This window comes from Ensifer soli, from assembly GCF_041928815.1.
Lineage (GTDB): Bacteria > Pseudomonadota > Alphaproteobacteria > Rhizobiales > Rhizobiaceae > JBHFEI01.
In genome coordinates, this window is record NZ_JBHFEI010000004.1 from 343300 (window position 1) to 364492 (window position 21193).

A 21193-nucleotide genomic window follows, 5' to 3' on the forward strand; every position below is an offset into this window, starting at 1 on the left:
TCGTCACCGCGGGACGGTGAAATCCTTCAGGAAACGGGTGGCGCCCTCCTCGTCGATCTCGCCGGCGGCGACGGAGAGGACGAATTCATAGAGCAGTGCATCCGTCGTTTCGATCATGAAACCATTCTGCATGAGGAACACGCCCGCCGTCACGATCGCGATACGCTTGTTGCCATCGACGAAGGCATGGTTGCGGGCAAGACCGAACAGATAGGCTGCCGCGAGTTCGATGACGTCGTCACAGCCGTTAGCCGCCTTGTTCAGCGGTCGCCCGAGAGCGGACTCAAGGGCACCCTCGTCCCTGAGCCCCGAAGCGCCGCCAAAACGCTGGATCTGCAGCGCGTGGAGCTGCTCGACGACAGAGCGTCCGATGAAGACGACGGACGTCATTCAGCGAGCTTTTTCAGCGCAACCTTGTACTTCTCCATAAAGTGCCGCGCAGCCTCCAACTGTTCGACGACAACGTCATCGGAGCGTTGAACGGCGAAACCGCCTTTCGTCTCAGTGAGCTCCAGTTCATCGCCCGCCTTCAAACCGAGCCGGTCGAGCACTTCCTTCGGAATGATCACGCCTTCGGAATTGCCGATCTTGCGGATGGTGACGTTCATGACGGGCCTCGCGATGTTATAACCGGATTATAACATCTCGCCTCGAGGCATGCAACGGCGCCTTACGGCGCCGGAACGGCCCGGGGCCGGCGTGCCATCTGCCACAGCGAATGGCCGACCAGCGCCGCGATGAGGATGGCGCCGCCGACGAGCGTGTCGCGGGAGGGTTCCTCCGAGAAGAACAGCCAGACCCAGATCGGCGCCAGCACGGTTTCGAGCAGATAGAACATCGCCACTTCGGGCCCGGTGAGGAAGCGCGGGCCGGTGGCGAGGCAATAGAAGGCGAGGGGAATGATCACGATGCCGTTGAAGAGGGTGAAGGCAGGGTGGGCGATCTGCAGTCCGTCGCCGGAGATCATGATGAAGCCGACGGTCGCAGGGATGATGGTGGTGATCAGGGGAACGAGGCCCATGTCCGCGCGGCTCGCCCGGCTGGCGGTGATCGCGGCGGCAAGCAGGAAGGCTGCGAGCAGCGCCATGGCATCGCCGAAGAGATGGCCGCTCTCGAGCCCGCCCCTGACGATGATGCCGACGCCGACGACCATCGCCGCCATCGTCACCAGCGTCGCATTGCTCGGACGTTCCTTGAGGAAGATCCAGGAAAGGAACGCGCTGAACATCGAGGTGAAGGCGAGGATGAAGACGACGTTCGCCGTCGACGTGTTGAAGACGGCGAGAAAGAAGACGAGGGAATCGACGCCGTAGAGGATGCCGGCGAGGAGGCCCGCCCTTCCGGGCAGGAGCGAAATCCGCCAGTTCATCAGGCGTGTCATCACCAGCCAGATCAGGATCGCGGTGACGAAGGTGCAGGTGCTGCGCAGCGCCACCACCGACCAGATGTTTCCGCCGGCCGCATGGATCAGGGGTATGTCGAAGGAAAGCGCCAGTCCGCCGAGACCGGTGATCAGAATGCCGCGCCGGTGCAGCGCGGCGTCATGCTGTGGGGACACGTGTCATTCCGATCCGGGGGCGTTGCCTTGATAGCGTTCCCAGCCGCGCGACATCAGGTGTTCCTGCGGCAGGAATTTCGTCTTGTAGTCCATCTTGCGCGAACCGCGAACCCAGTAGCCGAGATAAACATGGGGAAGCCCGCGTTCCCGCGCCTTCATCACATGGTCGAGGATCATAAAGGTGCCGAGCGATCGTTCCGACATTTCCGGATCGAAGAAGGAATAGACCATCGACAGGCCGTCGCCCATGCGATCGGTGAGGGCGGCGGCGATCAGCGGGCCCCTGGGCGCGCCGGCGATGCCGTCGCCTTCCTGGCGCAGCCGGTATTCGATGATCTTGGTGTGGACATGGGTGTCCTCGACCATCATCGCATAGTCGAGCACGGACATGTCCGACATGCCGCCCTTCTGGTGGCGGAAATCGAGGTAACGGCGAAACAGGCTGTACTGCTCGCTCGAAGGTTCTGCGGGATATTCGGCGGAGACGACGTCGCGGTTGGCGGCGAGCACGCGGCGCATGGAGCGCGTCGGCTGGAATTCGTCGGCGATGATGCGCACCGAGATGCAGGCGCGGCAGGATTCGCAGGCCGGCCTGTAGGCGATGTTCTGCGAGCGGCGGAAGCCGCCCTGGGTCAGGAGGTCGTTCAGTTCCGGCGCCCGTTCGCCGACCATATGGGTGAACACCTTCCGCTCCATCTCGCCCGGAAGGTAGGGGCAGGTGGCGGGCGCGGTCAGGTAGAATTGCGGAGACGGAACGGTCTGGGTGTTCATCGGATCGGCTGGTCGCTCGCTCGCCTGCTGATTTGCACTCTAAGCATGGCGCAAGATTGAAAAAGGTCAACTCGGCTGAATGGACGACAGCAGCGCATCAGCGCCGCCAGTGTGGCCGGCGTAAGGCGGTCAGCGCCCGATCAGGATCGCCCCGGCGGCGACGATCGCGCAGGCCGCCAGCCGTCGCGCGGTCAGCCCCTCGCCGAGAAACAGCCAGCCGAGCAGCACCGCGAAGACGACGCTCGTTTCCCGAAGCGCCGTGATCGGTCCGGCAGGGCCGAGCGTGTAGGCCAGAACGACCGCGCCATAGGCGATCATGGCGAAGATGCCGCCGCCGAGCGCCTTCCATGTCTCGGGATCGCCGGGCGCGATCGCCACCCTGCCGCGCAGCGCGACGAAGAGTAGGAGCAGCAGGAGACCGTAGAGAAAGACGACCCAGAGCGCATAGGCGATCGGCTGGCCGCTTTCGCGCGCGCCGATCGAATCGACGGTGGCATAGGTGGCGATGATCGCTCCGGTCAGCAGGGCGTAGATCAGCGAGGCGGGCGCAATCTTCGTCCGGCCCCGCGTCAGGCCCATGATGCCGGCCGCGACGAGGACCGTGCCGCCGATCTGCAGCGGCCCGGGCACGTCGCCGGTGACCGCAACGCCGCCGAGGGTGACGAGCAGCGGGACGGTGCCGCGCACCACCGGATAGATCTGCCCGAGATCGGCGGAGCGGTAGGCCGCAACCAGAAACAGGCTGTAGGCGACCTGGAGGACCGAGGACAGGACGATGTAGAACCAGGCGGAGGCGTTGGGCAGCGGCAGGAGGAACAGGACAGGCAGCGCGATCACCGTGCCGGAAATGCTCATGACCGTCACGGACCAGAGCCGGTCGGCGCCGCTGCGCAGGAAGGCGTTCCAGCTTGCATGCAGGATCGCGGCCGAAAGCGCGAGAAGGACGACCGTCGCGCTCATCGCAACACCCGTCCGATCCCGCGCCCGACGGACGCGGCCGCGCCCGTCACGGGTCCGGCGTTATCTTTCCGAGGTGCGGACGCCTCGGCGGACGCATGCGGAACGCTGTCGAAGGAAAGAGGCATGGCTAAAGGCGACACCGGGGATCGGAAACGGGGCGGAGGAGTACGCCCCTGCGGATCGCCGGTCAACGCCTCGTTCCACCCGCAGGCGAAATCCTCGCCCGAAAAAAAAAGCCGGCGGCGCGTTGCGCACGCGCCGCCGTTATACAATTGAAAGCCTCACAAAGGTCGATCCTCATCCCGCCGTCCCGTTCCCTTGCTTGGGAAAGGATGCCCCCCGGCGGAAACGATCCTAGAGGCGCCGGACGGTGACGGTGCCGATCAGCAGGTCGTGCAGCAACCGGCCCCGGTCGGTGAAGAGGCCGATCAGCAGGATCAGCGGCGTCAGCAGCATGTTCGCCAGCCAGAAGATGACGAGGTGGACGACGGCCGTCATGACATCCATCGGCCGCCCGTCGGTGCGCGCCACCGCGATGCCCATCATCCGCATGCCGGGCGACGCCTGGCTGCGACCACCGACCGTCATGCCGAAATAAAGCATGGCGACGATGGCGAAGAGGGCCGGGTAGAGCATCCAGGCGAAGCCGAGCGTCAGCACGCCGAGGAAGAAGACGACCACGGCCGCCGGGATCCAAAGCATCGCCACGATCGCGTAATCGACGAGGAAGGCGAAGACACGGCGCGACAGGACGCCCTGATAGGCGCGCCAGTCCTCGCTCGGATATCGGAGGTCTTCCTGCTGGATGGTCATCGTCTTCATCTCCAAACTCACTCCCGAGAGATATGGGGTGAGACGGAGAAATTGCAAATGCCGCTTCGATAAGGGGTCAGCGCCGCGCGAGGATCTTCGCGACGTCCATGGCGAAATAGCTGAGGATCCCGTCGCAGCCGGCGCGCTTGAACGAGAGCAGGGTCTCGAGCATGACGCGCTCGCCGTCGATCCAGCCGTTCGCGGCCGCCGCCTTCACCATCGTGTATTCGCCGGAGACCTGGTAGGCGAAGACCGGCAGACCGTAGGCCTCCTTCAGCCGCCAGCAGATGTCGAGATAGGGAAGGCCGGGCTTGACCATCAGCATGTCGGCGCCCTCGTCGACGTCGAGCCCGGCGTCGCGCACCGCCTCCGTGCCGTTGGCCGGGTCGATGTAATAGCTCTTCTTGTCGCCCTTCAGCAGCCCGCCGGTGCCGATCGCCTCGCGATAGGGGCCGTAGAAGGCGGAGGCGAATTTCGTCGCATAGGCCATGATGCCGACGCCCTGGTGGCCGGCCGCGTCGAGGGCCGCGCGGATCGCGCCGATCCGCCCGTCCATCATGTCGGAAGGGGCGATGATGTCCGCGCCGGCATCGGCCTGGATCACGGCGGCCCGCGCGATCGCCTCGACCGTCTCGTCGTTGACGATCTCGCCGTCGCGCAGGATCCCGTCATGGCCGTGGCTGGTGAAGGGATCGAGCGCCACGTCGGTGATGATGCCGATCTCCGGCACGGCCGCCTTGATCGCGCGCGTCGCCGTGTTGATCAGGTTGTCGGCGGCAAGGCTGTTCGATCCGGCCTCGTCGCGCAGCGCCATCTCGATGTTCGGGAAGGTCGCGATCGCGGGAATGCCGAGGCCGGCGGCCGCCTTCGCGGCTTCCACCGCCCTGTCCACGCTCATCCGCTCGACACCCGGCATCGCCGCGATCGGCTCGGTGATGCCGGTTCCCGGAACGAGGAAGATCGGCCAGATCAGGTCGTCGACGGAGAGCGTGTTTTCCCGCACCATGCGCCGCGTCCAGTCGGCCTTGCGGTTTCGGCGCATGCGGCGGTGGCCGGTGATCCGGTCGACGAGATGGGTCCTGTCCGTCATGGCGGCGCTTTCCTTCGTGCAGTGTCGTCGCGATGGCCGCGTTCCTAGCACGACCTTCGACCTCCGCAAAAGCGGCTGCGACGCGATACCGTCGCCGCCCCCGGCGCGATGCGCGTCAGAACCCCCGTTTCCGCGCGGCTCTAGGCGCGGCGGGCGGCCGGATCTATCGTGGCGCCATGGTTGATGATTCTGTCCATGTTCCGAAGCCGCTTCTGGTCGAAACGCTCCTCGGCCTCCTGCTGCGCCTCGTCGCGGTGTTCGGCCTGTGGTTCGGCCTCAGCTACTGGGCGATGCTGATCGGCTTCTCCTATGGCGGGCGCGGCCGCTTCGATCTCTTGCAGCCGGCCTGGCGGGCCGGCGCCACCGTGCTTGCCGTCGTCTATCCCGTCGCCTCCGTCGGCCTGTGGCTGAAAGTGTCCTGGGGCCCGGTTCTCTGGGTGGTGGCGGCCGTCGTCGAGATCGTGCTCTTCGAGTTCTACCCGACGGCCTTCGGCACCAAGCCGCTGCTCGTCGCCATGCACGCGGCGATCGCCACCTGCTTCATCGTCTTCCGCCTTGCCGTCGCCTACCGCCGCCTCGTCCAGGCGCGCCGGGTAAGCACTGATTCACCCTGACACAAGGCCTGTGGATAGTAAGTCCCCGTTAATGCTGGCGTTTAAGTAGAATTTTATCGGCATTCGATAGTGTCTCACTCAAGGCGGGAAACAAAGACAACCGCCAAACGAAACAGTGAGGCTGAACCATGAACACCAAAGTCAAGCTGCAGGCCGTGCCTGCCAAGGATCCGCATGAAGACGCGATCCGGTCGCTCTACATGGAATCGCTCCATCTGGTCGAGCGTCTTCATCGCCGGCTCCTCGACGTCATCAAGGACGAATTTGACCGCCAGGGCCGCAGCGACGTCAACGCCGTCCAGGCGCTGCTCCTCTTCAACATCGGCAATTCGGAACTGACCGCCGGTGAACTGCGCTCGCGCGGCTACTATCTCGGCTCGAACGTTTCCTACAACGTGAAGAAGCTGGTCGATCTCGGCTTCATCAACCATCAGCGCTCGCGCATCGACCGCCGCTCGGTCCGCATCAGCCTGACCAAGACCGGCCAGGAGATCGCCGAGACCGTCAACAAGCTCTACGAGCGCCATATCGGCTCGATCCACAAAGTCGGCGGCATCGGCACGGACGAGTTCACCCAGATGAACAAGCTGCTGCAGCGCCTCGACCGCTTCTGGAACGACTCGATCATGTACCGGCTCTGAGCCCTTCCGCGGTATCGACACGGCGCGCGGGCTTTCCGCCCGGCGCCCGCGCCGTTGCAGCGGGACCGCACCGTCGAATTCCCTGACCGCATACCCGGCCATCATGCCGGGAGAGGACACGAATCAGCCATATTGCTGTGGCACCGCCGATGGCTCGAACGACAGGCTCCGGTCCCTCTTTCCATGGATCGCTGGCGGTCAGGGAGGCCGGCCTTGCCGCATGGCGTCCCGCCCTGCTCTCGCAGATGTGATGTGCAGTGCAGCAGCCGGCGCGAGTTTGTTAACCGTGTTGATGATATTGCTGTCGCTTTAATGCGTCCGGGTTGATGAAGGTTTAGGGATCATGTCGAAGAAGTGGGCTATCGAAGCTGTCTCCCGGCGCGCGTTCATGCGCAGCGCCGCATTCGCTGGCGCGAGCGCATGGGCCGGCGGCGCGCTGGCGCAGTCGGCACTCGACGAGATCATCAACGCCCCCCGCCGCGGCACCTGGGACGACCAGTTCGACGCGAAGGCCTCCCGCACCGCGACCGCCGTCGTCTCCAACACGCCGACCTTCGGGCCGGAAACCATCGGCCACCTGCAGCAGGCGATCTTCGATTATCAGCAGATCGTCTCGAACGGCGGCTGGCCGCAGGTCAACGCGCCGGTCAAGCTGCAGCTCGGCGTCGCCGATCCTTCCGTTCAGCAGCTGCGCCAGCGCCTGATGATCTCCGGCGACCTGCCGCGCTCGGCCGGCCTCTCCAACTCCTTCGATTCCTATGTCGATGGCGCCGTCAAGCGCTTCCAGGCCCGCCATGGCCTGCCGGCCGACGGCGTCATGGGCGAATTCACCGTCAAGGCGATGAACGTCTCGGCCGACATGCGGCTCGGCCAGCTCCAGACCAACCTCGTGCGGCTTCAGTCGATGTCGGGCGATCTCGGTCGCCGCTACGTCATGGTCAACATTCCGGCCGCCTCGATCGAGGCGGTCGAGAACGGCCGCATCGCGCTGCGCCACACGGCCGTCGTCGGCAAGATCGACCGCCAGTCGCCGATCCTCAACTCGAAGATCTACCAGGTCATCCTCAATCCCTACTGGACCGCGCCGCGCTCGATCATCCAGAAGGACATCATGCCGCTGATGCGCAAGGATCCGACCTATCTCTCGCGCAACGCCATCCGCCTCTTCGACGGCGCCGGCAACGAGGTCTCGCCCGATACGGTCGACTGGTTCGCCGACAAGGCGCCGAACCTGATGTTCCGCCAGGATCCCGGCAAGATCAACGCCATGTCGTCGACGAAGATCGACTTCCACAACGAGCATGCCGTCTACATGCACGACACGCCGCAGCAGGGCCTGTTCAACAAGCTGATGCGCTTCGAGTCCTCGGGCTGCGTGCGCGTGCAGAACGTGCGCGACCTGTCGACCTGGCTGCTGAAGGAAACGCCCGGCTGGTCGCGCCAGCAGATCGAGGCGACGATCAAGCGCGGCGTCAACACGCCGATCAAGCTCGCCGAGGAAGTGCCGGTCTATTTCACCTACATCACCGCCTGGTCGGCGAAGGACGGCGTCGTGCAGTTCCGCGACGACATCTACCAGCGCGACGGCGAGATGCAGCTGGCGCTGCAGACCCCGTTCGGCCTCGAGGGCGGCGTGGCCGCGGTCGAGGAAGGCAACCTGCCGCAATAGGCTCTGAAAGCGACATCGACCTTAGGGCCGCAGCCGGGAAAACCCCGCCTGCGGCCTTTGCGTTTCAGGCCTCCGCCGCTCAGGGCCGGACAGGCGCCGAAATGGCGCAAACCGCACAGCGGAACTTGCTCTTGCCGTGTCAGGAAGCTAAAGACGTGCCACCTTCCTTGCCAGGAGCCCAAGCGATGCCTGCAGAGACCAACGACGCCTTCTTCACCCGTCCGCTCGCCGAAAGCGATCCGGAAATCTTCGGCGCGATCGAGAAGGAACTCGGCCGCCAGCGCCACGAGATCGAGCTGATCGCCTCGGAGAACATCGTCTCGCGCGCCGTGCTCGAGGCGCAGGGCTCGATCATGACCAACAAATATGCGGAAGGCTATCCGGGCAAGCGCTACTACGGCGGCTGCCAGTTCGTCGACATCGCCGAGGAACTGGCGATCGAGCGGGCGAAGAAACTCTTCGGCGTCAATTTCGCCAACGTGCAGCCGAATTCCGGCAGCCAGATGAACCAGGCCGTGTTCCTGGCGCTGCTGCAGCCCGGCGACACCTTCATGGGCCTCGACCTCAATTCCGGCGGACACCTGACGCACGGTTCCCCGGTCAACATGTCCGGCAAGTGGTTCAACGTCGTCTCCTATGGCGTGCGCGAGGACGATCACCGGCTCGACATGGATGCGGTGGCCGAGAAGGCGCGCACCCACAAGCCGAAGCTGATCATCGCCGGCGGCACCGCCTATTCCCGCATCTGGGACTGGAAGCGGTTCCGCGAGATCGCCGACGAGGTCGGTGCGTATCTCATGGTGGACATGGCCCACATCGCCGGCCTCGTCGCCGGCGGCCAGCATCCCTCGCCCTTCCCGCACTGCCATGTCGCGACGACGACGACGCACAAGTCGCTGCGCGGGCCCCGCGGCGGCATGATCCTCACCAATGAGGAGGATCTGGCGAAGAAGTTCAACTCGGCCGTCTTCCCCGGGCTTCAGGGCGGGCCGCTGATGCATGTCATCGCCGCCAAGGCGGTCGCGTTCGGAGAGGCGCTGCAGCCTTCGTTCCGCGACTATGCCGCGCAGATCGTCCGCAATGCCCAGACGCTCGCCGAGACGCTCAAGGCCGGTGGCCTCGACATCGTCTCGGGCGGCACCGACAACCACCTGATGCTGGTCGACCTGCGGAAGAAGAACGCCACCGGCAAGCGCGCCGAGGCAGCCCTCGGGCGCGCCTATATCACCTGCAACAAGAACGGCATCCCTTTCGATCCGGAAAAGCCCTTCGTCACCTCCGGCGTCCGCCTCGGCACGCCGGCCGGCACGACGCGCGGCTTCAAGGAAGCGGAGTTCACCGAGATCGGCAACCTGATCGTCGAGGTGCTCGACGGGCTGAAGGCGGCGAACTCGGACGAGGGCAATGCCGCCGTCGAGGCCGGCGTGCGCGGGAAGGTGGTGGCGCTCACCGAACGCTTCCCGATGTACGGCTACCTGTAAGCCGCACGCCATGCGCTGCCCCTATTGCGGTTCGGAAGACAGCCAGGTGAAGGATTCGCGTCCGGCGGAGGATGGCGGCGCCATCCGCCGCAGGCGCGTCTGCCCGGACTGCGGGGGACGGTTCACCACGTTCGAGCGCGTGCAGCTTCGCGAACTGATGGTCCTGAAGAAGTCGGGCCGGAAGGTGCCGTTCGAGCGCGACAAGCTGGCGCGCTCATTCGAGATCGCTCTGCGCAAGCGCCCTGTCGATCGCGATCGGGTCGACCGCGCCGTCTCCGGCATCGTTCGGCGCCTCGAAAGCTCCGGTGAGACCGAGATCGCCTCCGAGGAGATCGGCCTGCAGGTGCTCGAGGCGCTGAAGGGCCTCGACGACGTCGCCTTCGTCCGCTACGCCTCGGTCTACCGGGATTTTTCCCATGCCGACGATTTCGAGAAGGTGATCGCCGAAATCAACGCCAAGATCGCCCGCGATCCGGGCGTGTGACGATGGCCGGCGCCGACGAACGCTTCATGGCGGCGGCCCTTCGCCTGTCGCGCCGGCATCTCGGCCTCACCGATACCAATCCCTCCGTCGCCTGCCTGATCGTCCGGGAGGACGTCGTCGTCGGCACGGCCGTCACCGCGATCGGCGGCCGTCCTCATGCCGAGACGCAGGCGCTTGCCGAGGCAGGCGCGCGCGCGCGCGGTGCGACCGCCTATGTGACGCTCGAACCCTGCGCCCATCACGGCCGCACGCCGCCTTGCTGCGACGCGCTGATCGCCGCCGGCATCGTCCGCGTCGTCGTCTGCGTCACCGACCCGGACGAGCGCGTCTTCGGCGAGGGCATCGCCCGCATGCATGCGGCCGGCATCGAGGTGATGACCGACCTGCTGCGCCCCGAGGGAGAGAAGGCGCTCTCGGCCTATCTCAGCCGCAAGCGCCGCCACCGTCCCGAAGTGACGCTGAAGCTCGCGGTCTCCGCCGACGGGATGATCGGGCGCAAGGGCGTGGGGCAGGTGCCGATCACCGGCGCGATCGCCCGCGCCCAGACCCATCGCATGCGCGCCGAAAGCGACGCTATCCTTGTCGGCCTCGGCACGGCGCTCGCCGACGATCCGGAACTGACCTGCCGCCTGCCGGGTCTTGAGCAGCGCTCGCCGCTGAGGATCGTGCTCGACCGCCGGCTCGACCTGCCGTTGGCCTCGAGGCTCGTCGCCACCGCCGGCACGGTGCCGCTCATCGTCGTCGCCGAGGCGCCTGCGCCTGACGCCGAGTCAGCGGCCTCGCCCGCAGTGCCGGAGGTTCACGCCGGGTCGGCCTTGCGCGCCGATCCTCGCCACGATGCCGACGGCTTCGCGCGGCGCCGCGCTGCGCTGGAACGGGAGGGCGCCGCCATCCTCCTGACGGAGCGGCACCATCTTCACGACCTTCTTGGCCGCCTGAGCGCGCGCGGCCTGTCCTCGCTGATGGTGGAAGGGGGCGCGGCCATCGCGCGTGCCTTCCTGGAGGCCGATCTCGTCGACAGGATCGCGCTCTTCACCGGCCCTAGGAGCATTGGCGAAGGCGGCATCGCATCCCCATGTGTGGACGGGCGGATCGACGGGTTCGCGCCGGTCGGGCGCGCGGTCTTCGGGCCGGACCGCTATACGGAATATGAAAGAGAAAGCTGATGTTTACCGGCATTGTCACCGATATCGGCCGCGTCGCGGCCGTCACCCCGATGAATGCGGGCCTGCGCCTCCGGATCGCCACCGCCTATGATCCGGCATCGATCGACATCGGCGCCTCGATCGCCTGTTCGGGCGTCTGCCTGACGGTGACCGCGCTGCCGGAGGCCGGCAGCAACGCGTCCTGGTTCGAGGCCGAGGCCTGGGAGGAGGCGCTGCGGCTGACGACCATCGCCGGCTGGCGGGAGGGAACCCGGATCAATCTCGAACGGTCGCTGAAGATCGGCGACGAGCTCGGCGGCCATCTGGTCTCCGGCCATGTCGACGGCACCGCCGAGATCCTGTCGGTCGAGGCGGAAGGTGACGCGACGCGCTTCCGGCTCCGCGCGCCCGAGTCTCTCGCCCGCTTCGTCGCGCCGAAAGGGTCGGTGGCGCTCGACGGCACCTCGCTTACCGTCAATGCGGTCGACGGCGCCGAGTTCGACGTGCTTTTGATCCGGCATTCGCTGGAAGTGACGACCTGGGGGGCGCTGAAGGCCGGCGACCGCGTCAATTTCGAGGTCGACACGATGGCGCGCTACGCGGCCCGCCTCGCCGCGTTCCCCGCGCCGCAGGGCTGACGCTCAGCGCTCGAAGATGATCACGTTGGCGCCGTGATAGACGGTGCGGTGCACCTCCTCGAACCGAAGCTTGACGGCGACGCGCAGCGAGGCGGTGTTGGCGATGTCGATGATGCAGGTCTTCTTCAGCGCCGGAAACTGCTCGTCGCCCCAGCGCAGCGCCGCATCGACCGCCTCCGTCGCAAGGCCGCGGCCATGGGCGAGGGGAGAGAGCGCCCACCCCGTCTCCATCATGCCCTCGAGCGACGGGGTGATCACCCGGTGCAGGTCGTGGAATCCGGCCTCGCCGATGAAGGCGCCGGTCTCCCGGTCCTGGATGGCGAAGAAGCCGAAGCCGAAATAATACCACATCCCCACCTGGCGCAGGAAACGGGTCCAGGCCTGTTCGCGCGAGAAGGGAACGCCGCCGATATAGCGCGTGACGTTCGGGTCGGCGAAAAGCGTGGTATACGTGTTGAAGTCGTCGCGGCGGTAGGGACGCAGGATCAGCCGGTCGGTTTCGATCGTCGGGATATGCGGCATCGCGGTTTTTCGCCTGGTGGGTCCTCACAACGAAGAGTGGCCGCGAATCGTTAAAATTTTCCGTTTGTGCCGCGTGGCAGGCATGCAGGAAAAACGCTTGCCTTGCGCCGTCGGGCGTGGTTTGACCGCCCGCGCGGGTCCCTGTCGATCCGCGCTCTCCGCCCCGTGCCTTGCCTCGTCGGCCATGGGGCTTCAAACGCGCCCGTGCGAAGGCCCCGGCCGGATCCGTGGCCCTTTGCCCGGGCATGAACGACGAACCGACAAGGGTGTGGCGATGAGCGACAATCCGCATATTCTGATCGTTGAAGCGCGCTATCACGGGCCGATCGCCGACGCGCTTCTGGACGGCGCGACCCATGCCCTTTCCGAGGCCGGCGCGAGCTATGACGTCGTCACGGTGCCCGGTGCCCTCGAGATCCCGGCGGCGATCGCCATGGCGCTCGACGCGATGGACGAGGACGGCGTGCACTATGATGGCTTCGTCGCGCTCGGCATGGTGATGCGGGGCGAGACCTACCATTTCGACGTGGTCGCCAACGAGTCCGCCCGCGCGCTGATGGACCTCGCCGTCAGCGAGAGCCTCGCGCTCGGCAACGGCATCATCACCGTCGAGAGCCTGGACCAGGCCTGGGCGCGCGGAAAGCGCGACGACAAGGATGTCGGCGGCTTTGCCGCCAAGGCGGCGCTGACGATGGTGGCGCTGCGCCGCAAGCTCGGAGGTGACGCGTGAGCACGGGCCCGTCCGCGGCCGGCGGCGCGCCGGTCAAGCAGGTGAACCAGCGCGGCGCCGCGCGGCTCGCCGCCGTGCAGGCTCTCTACCAGATGGACATCGGCGGCGCCGGCGTGCTCGAGGTGGTCGCCGAATACGAGGCGCATCGCCTCGGCCAGGAGGTCGACGGCGACACCTATCTGAAGGCGGACGCGTCCTGGTTCCGCTCGATCGTCTCCGGTGTCGTGCGCGACCAGCGCATGCTCGATCCGCTGATCGGCGCGGCGCTGCAGGACGACTGGGCGCTGTCGCGGCTCGATTCCACCGTGCGCGCCATCCTGCGCGCCGGCACCTTCGAGATCGTCGAGCGCAAGGACGTGCCGATCCCGGTGATCGTCACCGAATATGTCGAGATCGCCAAGGCCTTCTTTGACGACGAGGAGCCGAAGCTCGTCAACGCCATCCTCGATCGCATCGCCCATCAGGTGCGCAAGCCGGCCAAGTAGCAGGGCCTTCGACGCGCCTCGATCGCCGGCTCGGCTAACCGCCGAGAAAAACCGGACGTTTTTCGTTTCCTTCATGTCTTGACGGGGTCCCTTCGCCGCCGCACTCTGCGCCCGTCCGCGCCATGCCGCTGATCGGCATGGAGTGCGGGATCGCGGTGCTGACGGCTGCTTGAGGAGGCGCGCCGCCGCACCAGGGGATATGGGGATCCCGTCAGCCGGGAGGCCGGCGGGACTAAGGAGGACGTCACGAAATGTCGATTATGCTTGGCGTAATCGTGTGCGGGTTGCTGTCGGTGGCCTATGCCATCTGGGCGACCCGGTCGGTGCTCGCCGCCGATCAGGGCAATGCCCGCATGCAGGAGATTGCAGGCTTCATCCGCGAGGGGGCCCAGGCCTATCTCGCCCGTCAATACGTCACCATCGCCATCGTCGGTGCCGTCGTCTTCATCGGCACCTGGCTGCTGCTCTCGGGAACGGCCGCGATCGGCTTCCTGATCGGTGCCGTGCTCTCGGGTGCCGCCGGCTTCATCGGCATGCACGTCTCCGTCCGCGCCAATGTGCGCACGGCCCAGGCCGCCTCGATCAGCCTGTCGTCGGGTCTCGATATCGCCTTCAAGTCCGGCGCGATCACCGGCCTGCTGGTCGCCGGCCTCGCCCTTCTCGGCGTCTCGATCTATTATGTCGTCCTCACCGGCTCGCTCGGCCATGAGCCTGGCTCGCGCGAGGTGATCGACGCGCTGGTGGCGCTCGGCTTCGGCGCCTCGCTGATCTCGATCTTCGCCCGCCTCGGCGGCGGCATCTTCACCAAGGGTGCGGATGTCGGCGGCGACCTCGTCGGCAAGGTCGAGGCCGGCATTCCCGAGGACGATCCGCGCAATCCCGCGACGATCGCCGACAATGTCGGCGACAATGTCGGCGACTGCGCCGGCATGGCCGCCGACCTCTTCGAGACCTATGCCGTCTCGATCGTCGCCACCATGGTGCTCGCCGCGATCTTCTTCGCCGGAACGCCGGTGCTGGCCGATGCGATGACCTATCCGCTGGCGATCTGCGGCGCCTGCATCGTCACCTCGATCGTCGGCACGTTCTTCGTCAAGCTCGGCTCGAACGGTTCGATCATGGGCGCGCTCTACAAGGGGCTGATCGTCACCGGCCTCCTGTCGATCCTCGGCCTCGGGGCGGCGACGTCGCTCACCATCGGCTGGGGCAGCATCGGCGCCGTCGACGGGCTCGACATCACCGGCACGCGTCTCTTCGTTTGCGGCCTGATCGGCCTCGTCGTCACCGCGCTCGTCGTCATCATCACCGAATATTATACCGGGACCAACAAGCGGCCGGTCAATTCGATCGCCGAGGCCTCGATCAGCGGCCACGGCACCAACGTCATCCAGGGGCTTGCCGTCTCTCTGGAATCGACGGCGCTGCCGGCGATCGTCATCGTCGGCGGCATCATCACCACCTACCAGCTCGGCGGCCTGTTCGGCACCGGCATCGCGGTGACCGCCATGCTCGGCATCGCCGGGATGATCGTCGCCCTTGATGCCTTCGGCCCGGTCACCGACAATGCCGGCGGCATCGCCGAGATGGCGCACCTGCCGCCGGAGGTGCGCAAGGCGACCGACGCGCTCGACGCGGTCGGCAACACGACCAAGGCGGTGACCAAGGGCTATGCCATCGGCTCGGCCGGCCTCGGCGCGCTGGTGCTCTTCGCCGCCTATTCGAACGACCTGAAATTTTTCGCCGCCAATGGCGAGCAGTATCCCTATTTCGCCGATGTCGGGGCCATCTCCTTCGACCTGTCGAACCCTTACGTCGTCGCCGGCCTGATCTTCGGCGGCCTCATCCCCTATCTCTTCGGCGGCATCGCCATGACGGCGGTCGGCCGCGCGGCGGGCGCCGTCGTCACCGAGGTCAGGCGCCAGTTCCGCGAGAAGCCCGGCATCATGGCGGGAACGGAGCGTCCGGACTATGGCCGCGCCGTCGACATGCTGACCAAGGCGGCGATCCGCGAGATGATCGTGCCGTCGCTGCTGCCCGTTCTGGCGCCGATCGTCGTCTATTTCGGCGTGCTGCTGATCTCGGGGTCGAAGGCCTCCGCCTTCGCCGCGCTCGGCGCCTCGCTGCTTGGCGTGATCGTCAACGGCCTGTTCGTCGCGATCTCGATGACGTCGGGCGGCGGCGCCTGGGACAATGCGAAGAAGAGCTTCGAGGACGGTTTCGTCGGCAGGGACGGGACGCGCCATATGAAGGGCTCGGACGCGCACAAGGCCTCCGTCACCGGCGACACGGTCGGCGATCCCTACAAGGACACGGCCGGTCCCGCCGTCAATCCGGCGATCAAGATCACCAACATCGTGGCGCTGCTGCTGCTCGCCGTGCTCGCCGGGTAACAAGACAAGGGTTGCGATGCAAAAAGGCCCGCGGGTTCATCCCCCGCGGGCCTTTTGCTGTTCCGGCGACGATCACGCAACCGTCAGTTCAGGCCGCCTCCGCCGAGCACCGAGCGCGCCATGTTCTTGCCGACGCCGTTGCCGGTGAGGATCTGGCCGAGGAACGACAGTTCCTTGCCGCCTGTCGGCGTGGTGCGCGAGATCATGTCGAAGACCTTGCCGTCCTGGAGCGTGTAGTTGGCGATCTGGCTGACCGTGCCGTCCTTGTCGAGATAGATGGCAAGCACCGTCTGCTCGACCAGCTTCGGCTTCATGAAGGCCATGCTGCGCTGCCGCTTCTGCGAGATGTAGTAGAGCACCTCGTTGTCGAAGGTGGCGGTCGCCGAGGGCGTGCCGAGCGACAGCAGCACCTGCTCGCGCGACGAGCCGACCGGCACCAGCGCCAGCGTTTCCTTGTCGACCACATAGCCCTGGTAGAGCGTCTCGCCCGGGTTGAGCCCCGTACCGGCCGTGCATCCCGAAAGGGCCAGGCCGGAGGCGAGCATGGCCGCGACGAGCGGACCGCGCGGGCGGGCGGCAGACTTGAAAACCCGTTTCGTCAACGACATCTCCTAAGGCCTTGCGATCACAGATGCGCCATTGCATTTCGTGGATGCTTCGGTAAACCAGCTTCAACGATCATGCAACACGAAGCCAGGCGCGAACCTGCCTTTGAAACGGCCAAACCTAGGCATTATGATGATTTTCGGGTGGTTCGGGAAAAAAACCAGCAACAGCGCGATCGTCGAGCGGCAATACGCGCTTCTGACCGAAGCCGGCCGCCAGCCGTCGCTCTATCTCGGCCATGACGTGCCCGATACGGTGATGGGCCGCTTCGAGATGCTCTCGGCGGTGTTCATCCTCTATTTCCGCCGCACGCGCCATTCGGGCCGCGCCGGCCAGGAGATCGCCCAGGAGATCGTCGATGCCTTCTTCGAGGACATCGATCATTCGATCCGCGAACTGGGCGTGGGCGACGTCAGCGTGCCGAAGCGGATGAAGAAGCTCGCCGGCATGTTCTACGGTCGGCTCGAAAGCTATGCCGCCGCCCTCGACACAGGCAGCGCGGCCGACCTCGCCGCGTCGCTGAGGCGCAATTTCTACCCCGAGGCGGGCGCCTCGGCACCCGGGATGGAGCGGCTTGCCGCCTATCTCGTCCGTGTCGAGGCGGCGCTGCTTGCCGTTCCGGAAGACGTGGTCGAGGCGGGCAGGCTCGCCTTCCCGCCGGCAGACTGAAGCGAGGACTGCTCATGACACAGGATGAAACGCCTCCGTTTTCCTATCTGGTCAAGGTCGGCCACATCTCCGCCAATCCCGTCGAGGTGCGGCTTGCGGCGAACGAGGCCGAGCGGCGCGGGCTCGCCGCCCTCTGGGGCGTGCTCGACGTGGCCGAGCTTTCGGCGACGCTGCAGATTGCCCGCTGGAAGAAGGACGGCGTCAAGATCAAGGGCACGGTCTCGGCAACCGTGACGCAAGCCTGCGTCGTGACGCTCGAGCCGGTCGTGCAAGGGATCCGCGAGGAGATCGAGCAGGTCTTCGTTCCGGAAGGATCGCGGCTTGCCCGCCATCTTTCGGAAGGCGAGACGGCGGCGCTGATGCTCGACCCAGACGGTCCGGACCTGCCGGAGACCTTCAGCGGCGATGCGATCGACGCCGGCATGGCGGTCGCCGAGCATGTCGCGCTCGCGATCGATCCCTATCCGCGCAAGCCCGGCGCGACCTTCGACAGGCCGCTCGAAAGCAGCGCCGAAACGGATGTAAAGCCCAATCCCTTCGCCGTTTTGAAGAGCCTGAAGACCGACGGGTAGAGAGGTGCACGCGCAAGGATGACGCCCGACAATTCGGTTGTCAGCGTGATGAAAACAGGTATTTTGGCGCCGATCCGGCCGGATGGCTTTCCGTCTGACGCATGGCGCCGGCGTCGCCCCTCAAGGTGAGGCGCGTGAGGGCGCGGCAAAGGACAAGGACAACACACTCTTGGTGAGAATCTCACTTGATCTGATGGGCGGCGATGTCGGACCCGAGGTCGTCGTTCCGGGGGCCGCGCGTGCCCTGGAGCGACATCCGGACATCCGCTTCGTGCTCTACGGCCTTGAGGAGCGCTGCGCGCCGCTGCTTGCGAAACATCCGAAGCTCAAGGACAACAGCACCTTCCACCACACCGAGCTTGCGATCGGCATGGACGAGAAGCCGAGCCAGGCGCTGAGGCGCGGCCGGGGCAAGTCCAGCATGTGGCTGGCGATCGATGCGATCAACACCGGCGAGGCCGACGTCGTCGTCTCGGCCGGCAATACCGGCGCGCTGATGGCGATGTCGACCTTCTGCCTGCGCACCATGGTCGGCATCCAGCGCCCGGCGATCGCCGCCATCTGGCCGACGCTGAAGGGCGAGAGCATCGTCCTCGACGTCGGCGCGACGATCGGCGCCGATGCGCGCCAGCTGATGGATTTCGCCCTGATGGGCGGCGCCATGGCGCGCGCCCTCTTCGAATTGGAGCGGCCCTCCCTTGGCCTGCTCAATGTCGGCGTCGAGGAGATCAAGGGGCAGGAGCAGGTGAAGGAGGCCGGACGGCTGATCCGCGAGGCCAATCTCGACGGCATCGACTATTTCGGCTTCGTCGAGGGCGACGACATCGGCCGCGGCACCGTCGACGTGGTGGTGACCGAAGGCTTTTCCGGCAATATCGCGCTGAAGACGGCCGAGGGGACGGCGCGCCAGATCGCGGAATATCTGCGCGCCGCAATGTCGCGCACTTTGCTCGCCAAGATCGGCTATGTGCTGGCCAAGGGTGCCTTCGACCGGCTGCGCGAGAAGATGGACCCGCGCAAGGTCAATGGTGGCGTATTCCTCGGCCTGAACGGCATCGTCATCAAGAGCCATGGCGGAGCGGATGCCGAGGGTTTCGCCGCGGCGATCGATGTGGGTTACGATATGGTACGCAATGGCCTGAAGGCGAAGATCGAGAACGATCTCAGGATCTATGATGCGCGGCGTCCGGCGGAGCCCGACGCGCCGGGCACGCCGTCCCTCGGCGGCGAGGGGCAGGTCGGATGATTCGCGCTGTTCTCTGCGGCTACGGCGCGGCACTTCCCGCCCGGATCCTGACCAACAAGGAGATGGAGGGGCTCGTCGACACGTCGGACGAATGGATCGTCCAGCGCACCGGCATCCGCCAGCGCCACATCGCCGGCGACGGCGAGACGTCCGCCTCGCTCGGCGAGCAGGCGGCGCGCGCCGCCCTTGCCCGCGCCGGGATGACGCCCGCCGACATCGACGTCATCATCGTCGCGACCTCGACACCCGACAACACCTTCCCGGCGACCGCCGTCAACATCCAGAACCGGCTCGGCATGCATCACGGTGCCGCCTTCGACATGCAGGCGGTCTGCTCCGGCTTCATCTATGCGATGGCGACGGCCGACGCCTATATTCGCGGCGGCCTGGCGCGGCGCGTGCTCGTCATCGGCACGGAAACCTTCTCGCGCATCCTCGACTGGACCGATCGCACGACCTGCGTGCTCTTCGGCGACGGCGCGGGCGCCGTCGTGCTCGAAGGCCGGGAGCAGGCGGGAACATCCGCCGACCGCGGCATCCTCACCGCGCAATTGCGCTCCGACGGGGCGCACAGGGACAAGCTCTTCGTCGATGGCGGACCCTCGACGACCGGCACCGTCGGCCAGCTCCGCATGGAGGGCCGCGAGGTCTTCAAGCATGCCGTCGGCATGATCACCGACGTCATCGAGGCGGCCTTCGCCGCGACGGGAACGACGGCGGACGACATCGACTGGCTGGTGCCGCACCAGGCCAACCGCCGGATCATCGACGCGTCCGCGAAGAAGCTCGGCATCCCGCCGGAAAAGGTGGTCGTCACCGTCGATCTCCACGGCAATACCTCGGCCGCGTCCATCCCGCTGGCACTCGATGCGGCCGCCTCCGACGGCCGGATCAAGGACGGGGACCTCGTGCTGCTCGAAGCGATGGGCGGCGGCTTCACCTGGGGCTCCGTGCTGCTGCGCTGGTAAAGAAATATCGATCCGCAACAGGCGCTTGACCGGAATTGCCAAGACCAATAGTCTCCGCTCTCCAGAGGACGAAGAAGAAACGGTCGGCGGGGATTCAATGAGCGGTAAGACGGTGACACGCGCGGATCTGGCCGAATCGGTATTCCGCAAGGTGGGCCTTTCGCGCACCGAATCGGCGGAGCTGGTCGAGACCGTGATCGACGAGATCTGCAACGCCATCGTCCGGGGCGAGAGCGTCAAGCTGTCGTCCTTCGCCACCTTCCAGGTGCGCGACAAGAACGAGCGTATCGGCCGCAACCCGAAGACCGGCGAGGAAGTGCCGATCTCGCCGCGCCGCGTCATGACCTTCAAGGCCTCCAACGTGCTCAAGCAGCGCGTGCTGAAGGCGCATCTGGCGCGCAAGGCCAAGCAGAAGCCGCCCGCCGCCTGATTTTGTCGGGCAAGCGTTAAATCCGGTTGAAAACCCCTCGATAAACCATTGATATGCGCTCGATTCGTGCGATCATCGCCGCACGGTCCGAACGATGACGGGTGCTTTGGCCGAGACGGAGACGAGATGGAGAAGAGTCCGGACGCGTTTCGCACGATCAGCGAGGTTGCCGACGATCTCGATCTGCCGCAGCATGTGCTTCGGTTCTGGGAAACACGCTTTCAACAGATCCGGCCGATGAAGCGCGGCGGCGGGCGCCGCTACTACAGGCCCGAGGATGTCGACCTGCTGAAGGGCATCCGGCATCTTCTCTACGACCATGGTTATACGATCAAGGGCGTGCAGAAACTGCTGCGCACCAACGGCAACCGTTTCGTCGCCGCCATTGCCAGCGGCGATCTCGCCACGGTGGAGGCGCTTGCCGCGGCCAACAATGACGGCGAAGCGCAGCCGAAACTCGGCACGCCCGAGGACGACCAGATCGTCGGCCGCGCGAAGGCGCCGGCAAACCGCCGCTTCTTCAGCTTCATCAGTGGCGACGACGACACGCCGGAAGTCTCGATCGGGAAGAGCTCGGTCAGCAAGGAGGACCGTGCCCTGTTGCAGGAGGCGCTCTATGATCTTCTGGAGTGCAAGCGCCTGCTCGATCAGGTCCGCTAGAAATCCTCAAGGGTAGCGCAGAGCATGCCACAGTCCGGCCTGTCCACGATG

General features: G+C 66.0%; 25 protein-coding genes. 16 read left to right on the forward strand and 9 right to left on the reverse strand.

The window, feature by feature from the left end; genetic code table 11:
• Window positions 1-3 precede the first annotated feature (3 nt).
• The 7 genes from ACEVQ6_RS08755 to hemB form a co-directional block, all read right to left on the reverse strand.
• The gene (locus ACEVQ6_RS08755) at window positions 4-390 is read right to left on the reverse strand and encodes a type II toxin-antitoxin system death-on-curing family toxin (protein WP_374888550.1); all 387 of its coding nucleotides are present in this window, start codon (window positions 388-390) and stop codon (window positions 4-6) included.
• Window positions 387-608, reverse strand: a complete 222-nt coding sequence (locus tag ACEVQ6_RS08760; RefSeq protein WP_374888551.1) for an AbrB/MazE/SpoVT family DNA-binding domain-containing protein — start codon at window positions 606-608, stop codon at window positions 387-389. Before ACEVQ6_RS08760 ends, ACEVQ6_RS08755 begins: the two co-directional genes overlap by 4 nt.
• 62 nt (window positions 609-670) lie before the next feature.
• Window positions 671-1558 (reverse strand): DMT family transporter, encoded by an 888-nt coding sequence (locus tag ACEVQ6_RS08765; protein WP_374888552.1) that lies wholly within the window; start codon window positions 1556-1558, stop codon window positions 671-673.
• A gap of 3 nt (window positions 1559-1561) precedes the next feature.
• A complete protein-coding gene (locus ACEVQ6_RS08770) occupies window positions 1562-2329 on the reverse strand; it encodes an arginyltransferase (protein WP_374888553.1) in 768 nt (255 codons plus the stop codon).
• 129 nt (window positions 2330-2458) lie between these two features.
• Window positions 2459-3289, reverse strand: coding sequence for an EamA family transporter (locus ACEVQ6_RS08775; RefSeq protein ID WP_374888554.1), 831 nt, complete (start codon window positions 3287-3289; stop codon window positions 2459-2461).
• Between the two features lie 354 nt (window positions 3290-3643).
• Complete coding sequence (locus ACEVQ6_RS08780) at window positions 3644-4102, reverse strand: RDD family protein (RefSeq protein ID WP_374888592.1); 459 nt, start codon at window positions 4100-4102, stop codon at window positions 3644-3646.
• Window positions 4103-4178: 76 nt separating this feature from the next.
• On the reverse strand, window positions 4179-5192 hold the full coding sequence (hemB, locus tag ACEVQ6_RS08785; protein ID WP_374888555.1) for a porphobilinogen synthase: 1014 nt from the start codon (window positions 5190-5192) through the stop codon (window positions 4179-4181).
• Window positions 5193-5368: 176 nt separating this feature from the next.
• Here hemB and ACEVQ6_RS08790 point away from each other — a divergent pair, with 176 nt between their 5' ends.
• The 7 genes from ACEVQ6_RS08790 to ACEVQ6_RS08820 all read left to right on the forward strand — a co-directional run bounded on the left by ACEVQ6_RS08790 (window position 5369) and on the right by ACEVQ6_RS08820 (window position 11864).
• Window positions 5369-5806, forward strand: coding sequence for a DUF6163 family protein (locus ACEVQ6_RS08790; RefSeq protein WP_374888556.1), 438 nt, complete (start codon window positions 5369-5371; stop codon window positions 5804-5806).
• A gap of 128 nt (window positions 5807-5934) precedes the next feature.
• The gene (gene ldtR, locus ACEVQ6_RS08795; protein ID WP_374888557.1) at window positions 5935-6447 is read left to right on the forward strand and encodes a transcriptional regulator LdtR; all 513 of its coding nucleotides are present in this window, start codon (window positions 5935-5937) and stop codon (window positions 6445-6447) included.
• A 343-nt stretch (window positions 6448-6790) separates the two neighbouring features.
• On the forward strand, window positions 6791-8116 hold the full coding sequence (locus tag ACEVQ6_RS08800; protein ID WP_374888558.1) for a L,D-transpeptidase family protein: 1326 nt from the start codon (window positions 6791-6793) through the stop codon (window positions 8114-8116).
• Window positions 8117-8301: 185 nt separating this feature from the next.
• On the forward strand, window positions 8302-9597 hold the full coding sequence (gene glyA, locus ACEVQ6_RS08805) for a serine hydroxymethyltransferase (protein ID WP_374888559.1): 1296 nt from the start codon (window positions 8302-8304) through the stop codon (window positions 9595-9597).
• A 10-nt stretch (window positions 9598-9607) separates the two neighbouring features.
• A complete protein-coding gene (gene nrdR, locus ACEVQ6_RS08810) occupies window positions 9608-10081 on the forward strand; it encodes a transcriptional regulator NrdR (protein WP_374888560.1) in 474 nt (157 codons plus the stop codon).
• A 2-nt stretch (window positions 10082-10083) separates the two neighbouring features.
• Window positions 10084-11247, forward strand: a complete 1164-nt coding sequence (ribD, locus tag ACEVQ6_RS08815; protein ID WP_374888561.1) for a bifunctional diaminohydroxyphosphoribosylaminopyrimidine deaminase/5-amino-6-(5-phosphoribosylamino)uracil reductase RibD — start codon at window positions 10084-10086, stop codon at window positions 11245-11247.
• Entirely contained in the window at window positions 11247-11864 is a 618-nt protein-coding gene (locus ACEVQ6_RS08820) for a riboflavin synthase (RefSeq protein ID WP_374888562.1), read from the forward strand. The genes ribD and ACEVQ6_RS08820 overlap by 1 nt, the downstream gene beginning before the upstream one ends.
• Before the next feature lie 3 nt (window positions 11865-11867).
• On the opposite strand, the gene ACEVQ6_RS08825 is transcribed toward ACEVQ6_RS08820, so the two are convergent.
• Window positions 11868-12386, reverse strand: coding sequence for a GNAT family N-acetyltransferase (locus tag ACEVQ6_RS08825; RefSeq protein WP_374888563.1), 519 nt, complete (start codon window positions 12384-12386; stop codon window positions 11868-11870).
• 274 nt (window positions 12387-12660) lie between these two features.
• Between ACEVQ6_RS08825 and ribH the strand changes: the two genes are divergently transcribed.
• From ribH to ACEVQ6_RS08840, 3 genes are all read left to right on the forward strand, one after another.
• Window positions 12661-13116, forward strand: coding sequence for a 6,7-dimethyl-8-ribityllumazine synthase (gene ribH / locus ACEVQ6_RS08830; protein ID WP_374888564.1), 456 nt, complete (start codon window positions 12661-12663; stop codon window positions 13114-13116).
• Complete coding sequence (gene nusB, locus ACEVQ6_RS08835; RefSeq protein WP_374888565.1) at window positions 13113-13601, forward strand: transcription antitermination factor NusB; 489 nt, start codon at window positions 13113-13115, stop codon at window positions 13599-13601. Before ribH ends, nusB begins: the two co-directional genes overlap by 4 nt.
• A 251-nt stretch (window positions 13602-13852) precedes the next feature.
• Entirely contained in the window at window positions 13853-15991 is a 2139-nt protein-coding gene (locus ACEVQ6_RS08840) for a sodium-translocating pyrophosphatase (protein ID WP_374888566.1), read from the forward strand.
• An 83-nt stretch (window positions 15992-16074) separates the two neighbouring features.
• Here the strand turns inward: ACEVQ6_RS08840 and ACEVQ6_RS08845 are convergent, their stop codons facing one another.
• Complete coding sequence (locus ACEVQ6_RS08845) at window positions 16075-16593, reverse strand: outer membrane protein assembly factor BamE (protein ID WP_374888567.1); 519 nt, start codon at window positions 16591-16593, stop codon at window positions 16075-16077.
• Window positions 16594-16729: 136 nt separating this feature from the next.
• Between ACEVQ6_RS08845 and ACEVQ6_RS08850 the strand changes: the two genes are divergently transcribed.
• The 6 genes from ACEVQ6_RS08850 (at window position 16730) to ACEVQ6_RS08875 (ending at window position 21142) form a co-directional block, all read left to right on the forward strand.
• A complete protein-coding gene (locus ACEVQ6_RS08850; RefSeq protein ID WP_374888568.1) occupies window positions 16730-17266 on the forward strand; it encodes a ubiquinol-cytochrome C chaperone family protein in 537 nt (178 codons plus the stop codon).
• Window positions 17267-17280: 14 nt separating this feature from the next.
• Window positions 17281-17838 carry a YceD family protein gene (locus ACEVQ6_RS08855; protein ID WP_374888569.1) on the forward strand — a complete coding sequence of 186 codons (558 nt, stop codon included), beginning with the start codon at window positions 17281-17283 and terminating at the stop codon, window positions 17836-17838.
• Between the two features lie 169 nt (window positions 17839-18007).
• Complete coding sequence (gene plsX, locus ACEVQ6_RS08860; RefSeq protein ID WP_374888570.1) at window positions 18008-19084, forward strand: phosphate acyltransferase PlsX; 1077 nt, start codon at window positions 18008-18010, stop codon at window positions 19082-19084.
• Window positions 19081-20052, forward strand: a complete 972-nt coding sequence (locus ACEVQ6_RS08865; protein ID WP_374888571.1) for a beta-ketoacyl-ACP synthase III — start codon at window positions 19081-19083, stop codon at window positions 20050-20052. The genes plsX and ACEVQ6_RS08865 overlap by 4 nt, the downstream gene beginning before the upstream one ends.
• Window positions 20053-20149: 97 nt before the next feature.
• Window positions 20150-20482 (forward strand): integration host factor subunit alpha, encoded by a 333-nt coding sequence (locus ACEVQ6_RS08870; RefSeq protein ID WP_374888572.1) that lies wholly within the window; start codon window positions 20150-20152, stop codon window positions 20480-20482.
• Between the two features lie 126 nt (window positions 20483-20608).
• Window positions 20609-21142 carry a MerR family transcriptional regulator gene (locus tag ACEVQ6_RS08875; RefSeq protein WP_374888573.1) on the forward strand — a complete coding sequence of 178 codons (534 nt, stop codon included), beginning with the start codon at window positions 20609-20611 and terminating at the stop codon, window positions 21140-21142.
• Window positions 21143-21193 lie beyond the last annotated feature (51 nt).

Excerpts from the sequence above, each read along its gene's own strand:
- ACEVQ6_RS08755 (WP_374888550.1), bottom strand. The coding sequence starts at position 390 with ATGACGTCCGTCGTCTTCATCGGACGCTCTGTCGTCGAGCAGCTCCAC.
- ACEVQ6_RS08760 (WP_374888551.1), bottom strand. The coding sequence starts at position 608 with ATGAACGTCACCATCCGCAAGATCGGCAATTCCGAAGGCGTGATCATT.
- ACEVQ6_RS08770 (WP_374888553.1), bottom strand. The coding sequence starts at position 2,329 with ATGAACACCCAGACCGTTCCGTCTCCGCAATTCTACCTGACCGCGCCC.
- ACEVQ6_RS08775 (WP_374888554.1), bottom strand. The coding sequence starts at position 3,289 with ATGAGCGCGACGGTCGTCCTTCTCGCGCTTTCGGCCGCGATCCTGCAT.
- ACEVQ6_RS08780 (WP_374888592.1), bottom strand. The coding sequence starts at position 4,102 with ATGACCATCCAGCAGGAAGACCTCCGATATCCGAGCGAGGACTGGCGC.
- hemB (WP_374888555.1), bottom strand. The coding sequence starts at position 5,192 with ATGACGGACAGGACCCATCTCGTCGACCGGATCACCGGCCACCGCCGC.
- ACEVQ6_RS08790 (WP_374888556.1), top strand. The coding sequence starts at position 5,369 with ATGGTTGATGATTCTGTCCATGTTCCGAAGCCGCTTCTGGTCGAAACG.
- ldtR (WP_374888557.1), top strand. The coding sequence starts at position 5,935 with ATGAACACCAAAGTCAAGCTGCAGGCCGTGCCTGCCAAGGATCCGCAT.
- ACEVQ6_RS08800 (WP_374888558.1), top strand. The coding sequence starts at position 6,791 with ATGTCGAAGAAGTGGGCTATCGAAGCTGTCTCCCGGCGCGCGTTCATG.
- glyA (WP_374888559.1), top strand. The coding sequence starts at position 8,302 with ATGCCTGCAGAGACCAACGACGCCTTCTTCACCCGTCCGCTCGCCGAA.
- nrdR (WP_374888560.1), top strand. The coding sequence starts at position 9,608 with ATGCGCTGCCCCTATTGCGGTTCGGAAGACAGCCAGGTGAAGGATTCG.
- ribD (WP_374888561.1), top strand. The coding sequence starts at position 10,084 with ATGGCCGGCGCCGACGAACGCTTCATGGCGGCGGCCCTTCGCCTGTCG.
- ACEVQ6_RS08820 (WP_374888562.1), top strand. The coding sequence starts at position 11,247 with ATGTTTACCGGCATTGTCACCGATATCGGCCGCGTCGCGGCCGTCACC.
- ACEVQ6_RS08825 (WP_374888563.1), bottom strand. The coding sequence starts at position 12,386 with ATGCCGCATATCCCGACGATCGAAACCGACCGGCTGATCCTGCGTCCC.
- ribH (WP_374888564.1), top strand. The coding sequence starts at position 12,661 with ATGAGCGACAATCCGCATATTCTGATCGTTGAAGCGCGCTATCACGGG.
- ACEVQ6_RS08840 (WP_374888566.1), top strand. The coding sequence starts at position 13,853 with ATGTCGATTATGCTTGGCGTAATCGTGTGCGGGTTGCTGTCGGTGGCC.
- ACEVQ6_RS08850 (WP_374888568.1), top strand. The coding sequence starts at position 16,730 with ATGATTTTCGGGTGGTTCGGGAAAAAAACCAGCAACAGCGCGATCGTC.
- ACEVQ6_RS08855 (WP_374888569.1), top strand. The coding sequence starts at position 17,281 with ATGACACAGGATGAAACGCCTCCGTTTTCCTATCTGGTCAAGGTCGGC.
- ACEVQ6_RS08865 (WP_374888571.1), top strand. The coding sequence starts at position 19,081 with ATGATTCGCGCTGTTCTCTGCGGCTACGGCGCGGCACTTCCCGCCCGG.
- ACEVQ6_RS08870 (WP_374888572.1), top strand. The coding sequence starts at position 20,150 with ATGAGCGGTAAGACGGTGACACGCGCGGATCTGGCCGAATCGGTATTC.
- ACEVQ6_RS08875 (WP_374888573.1), top strand. The coding sequence starts at position 20,609 with ATGGAGAAGAGTCCGGACGCGTTTCGCACGATCAGCGAGGTTGCCGAC.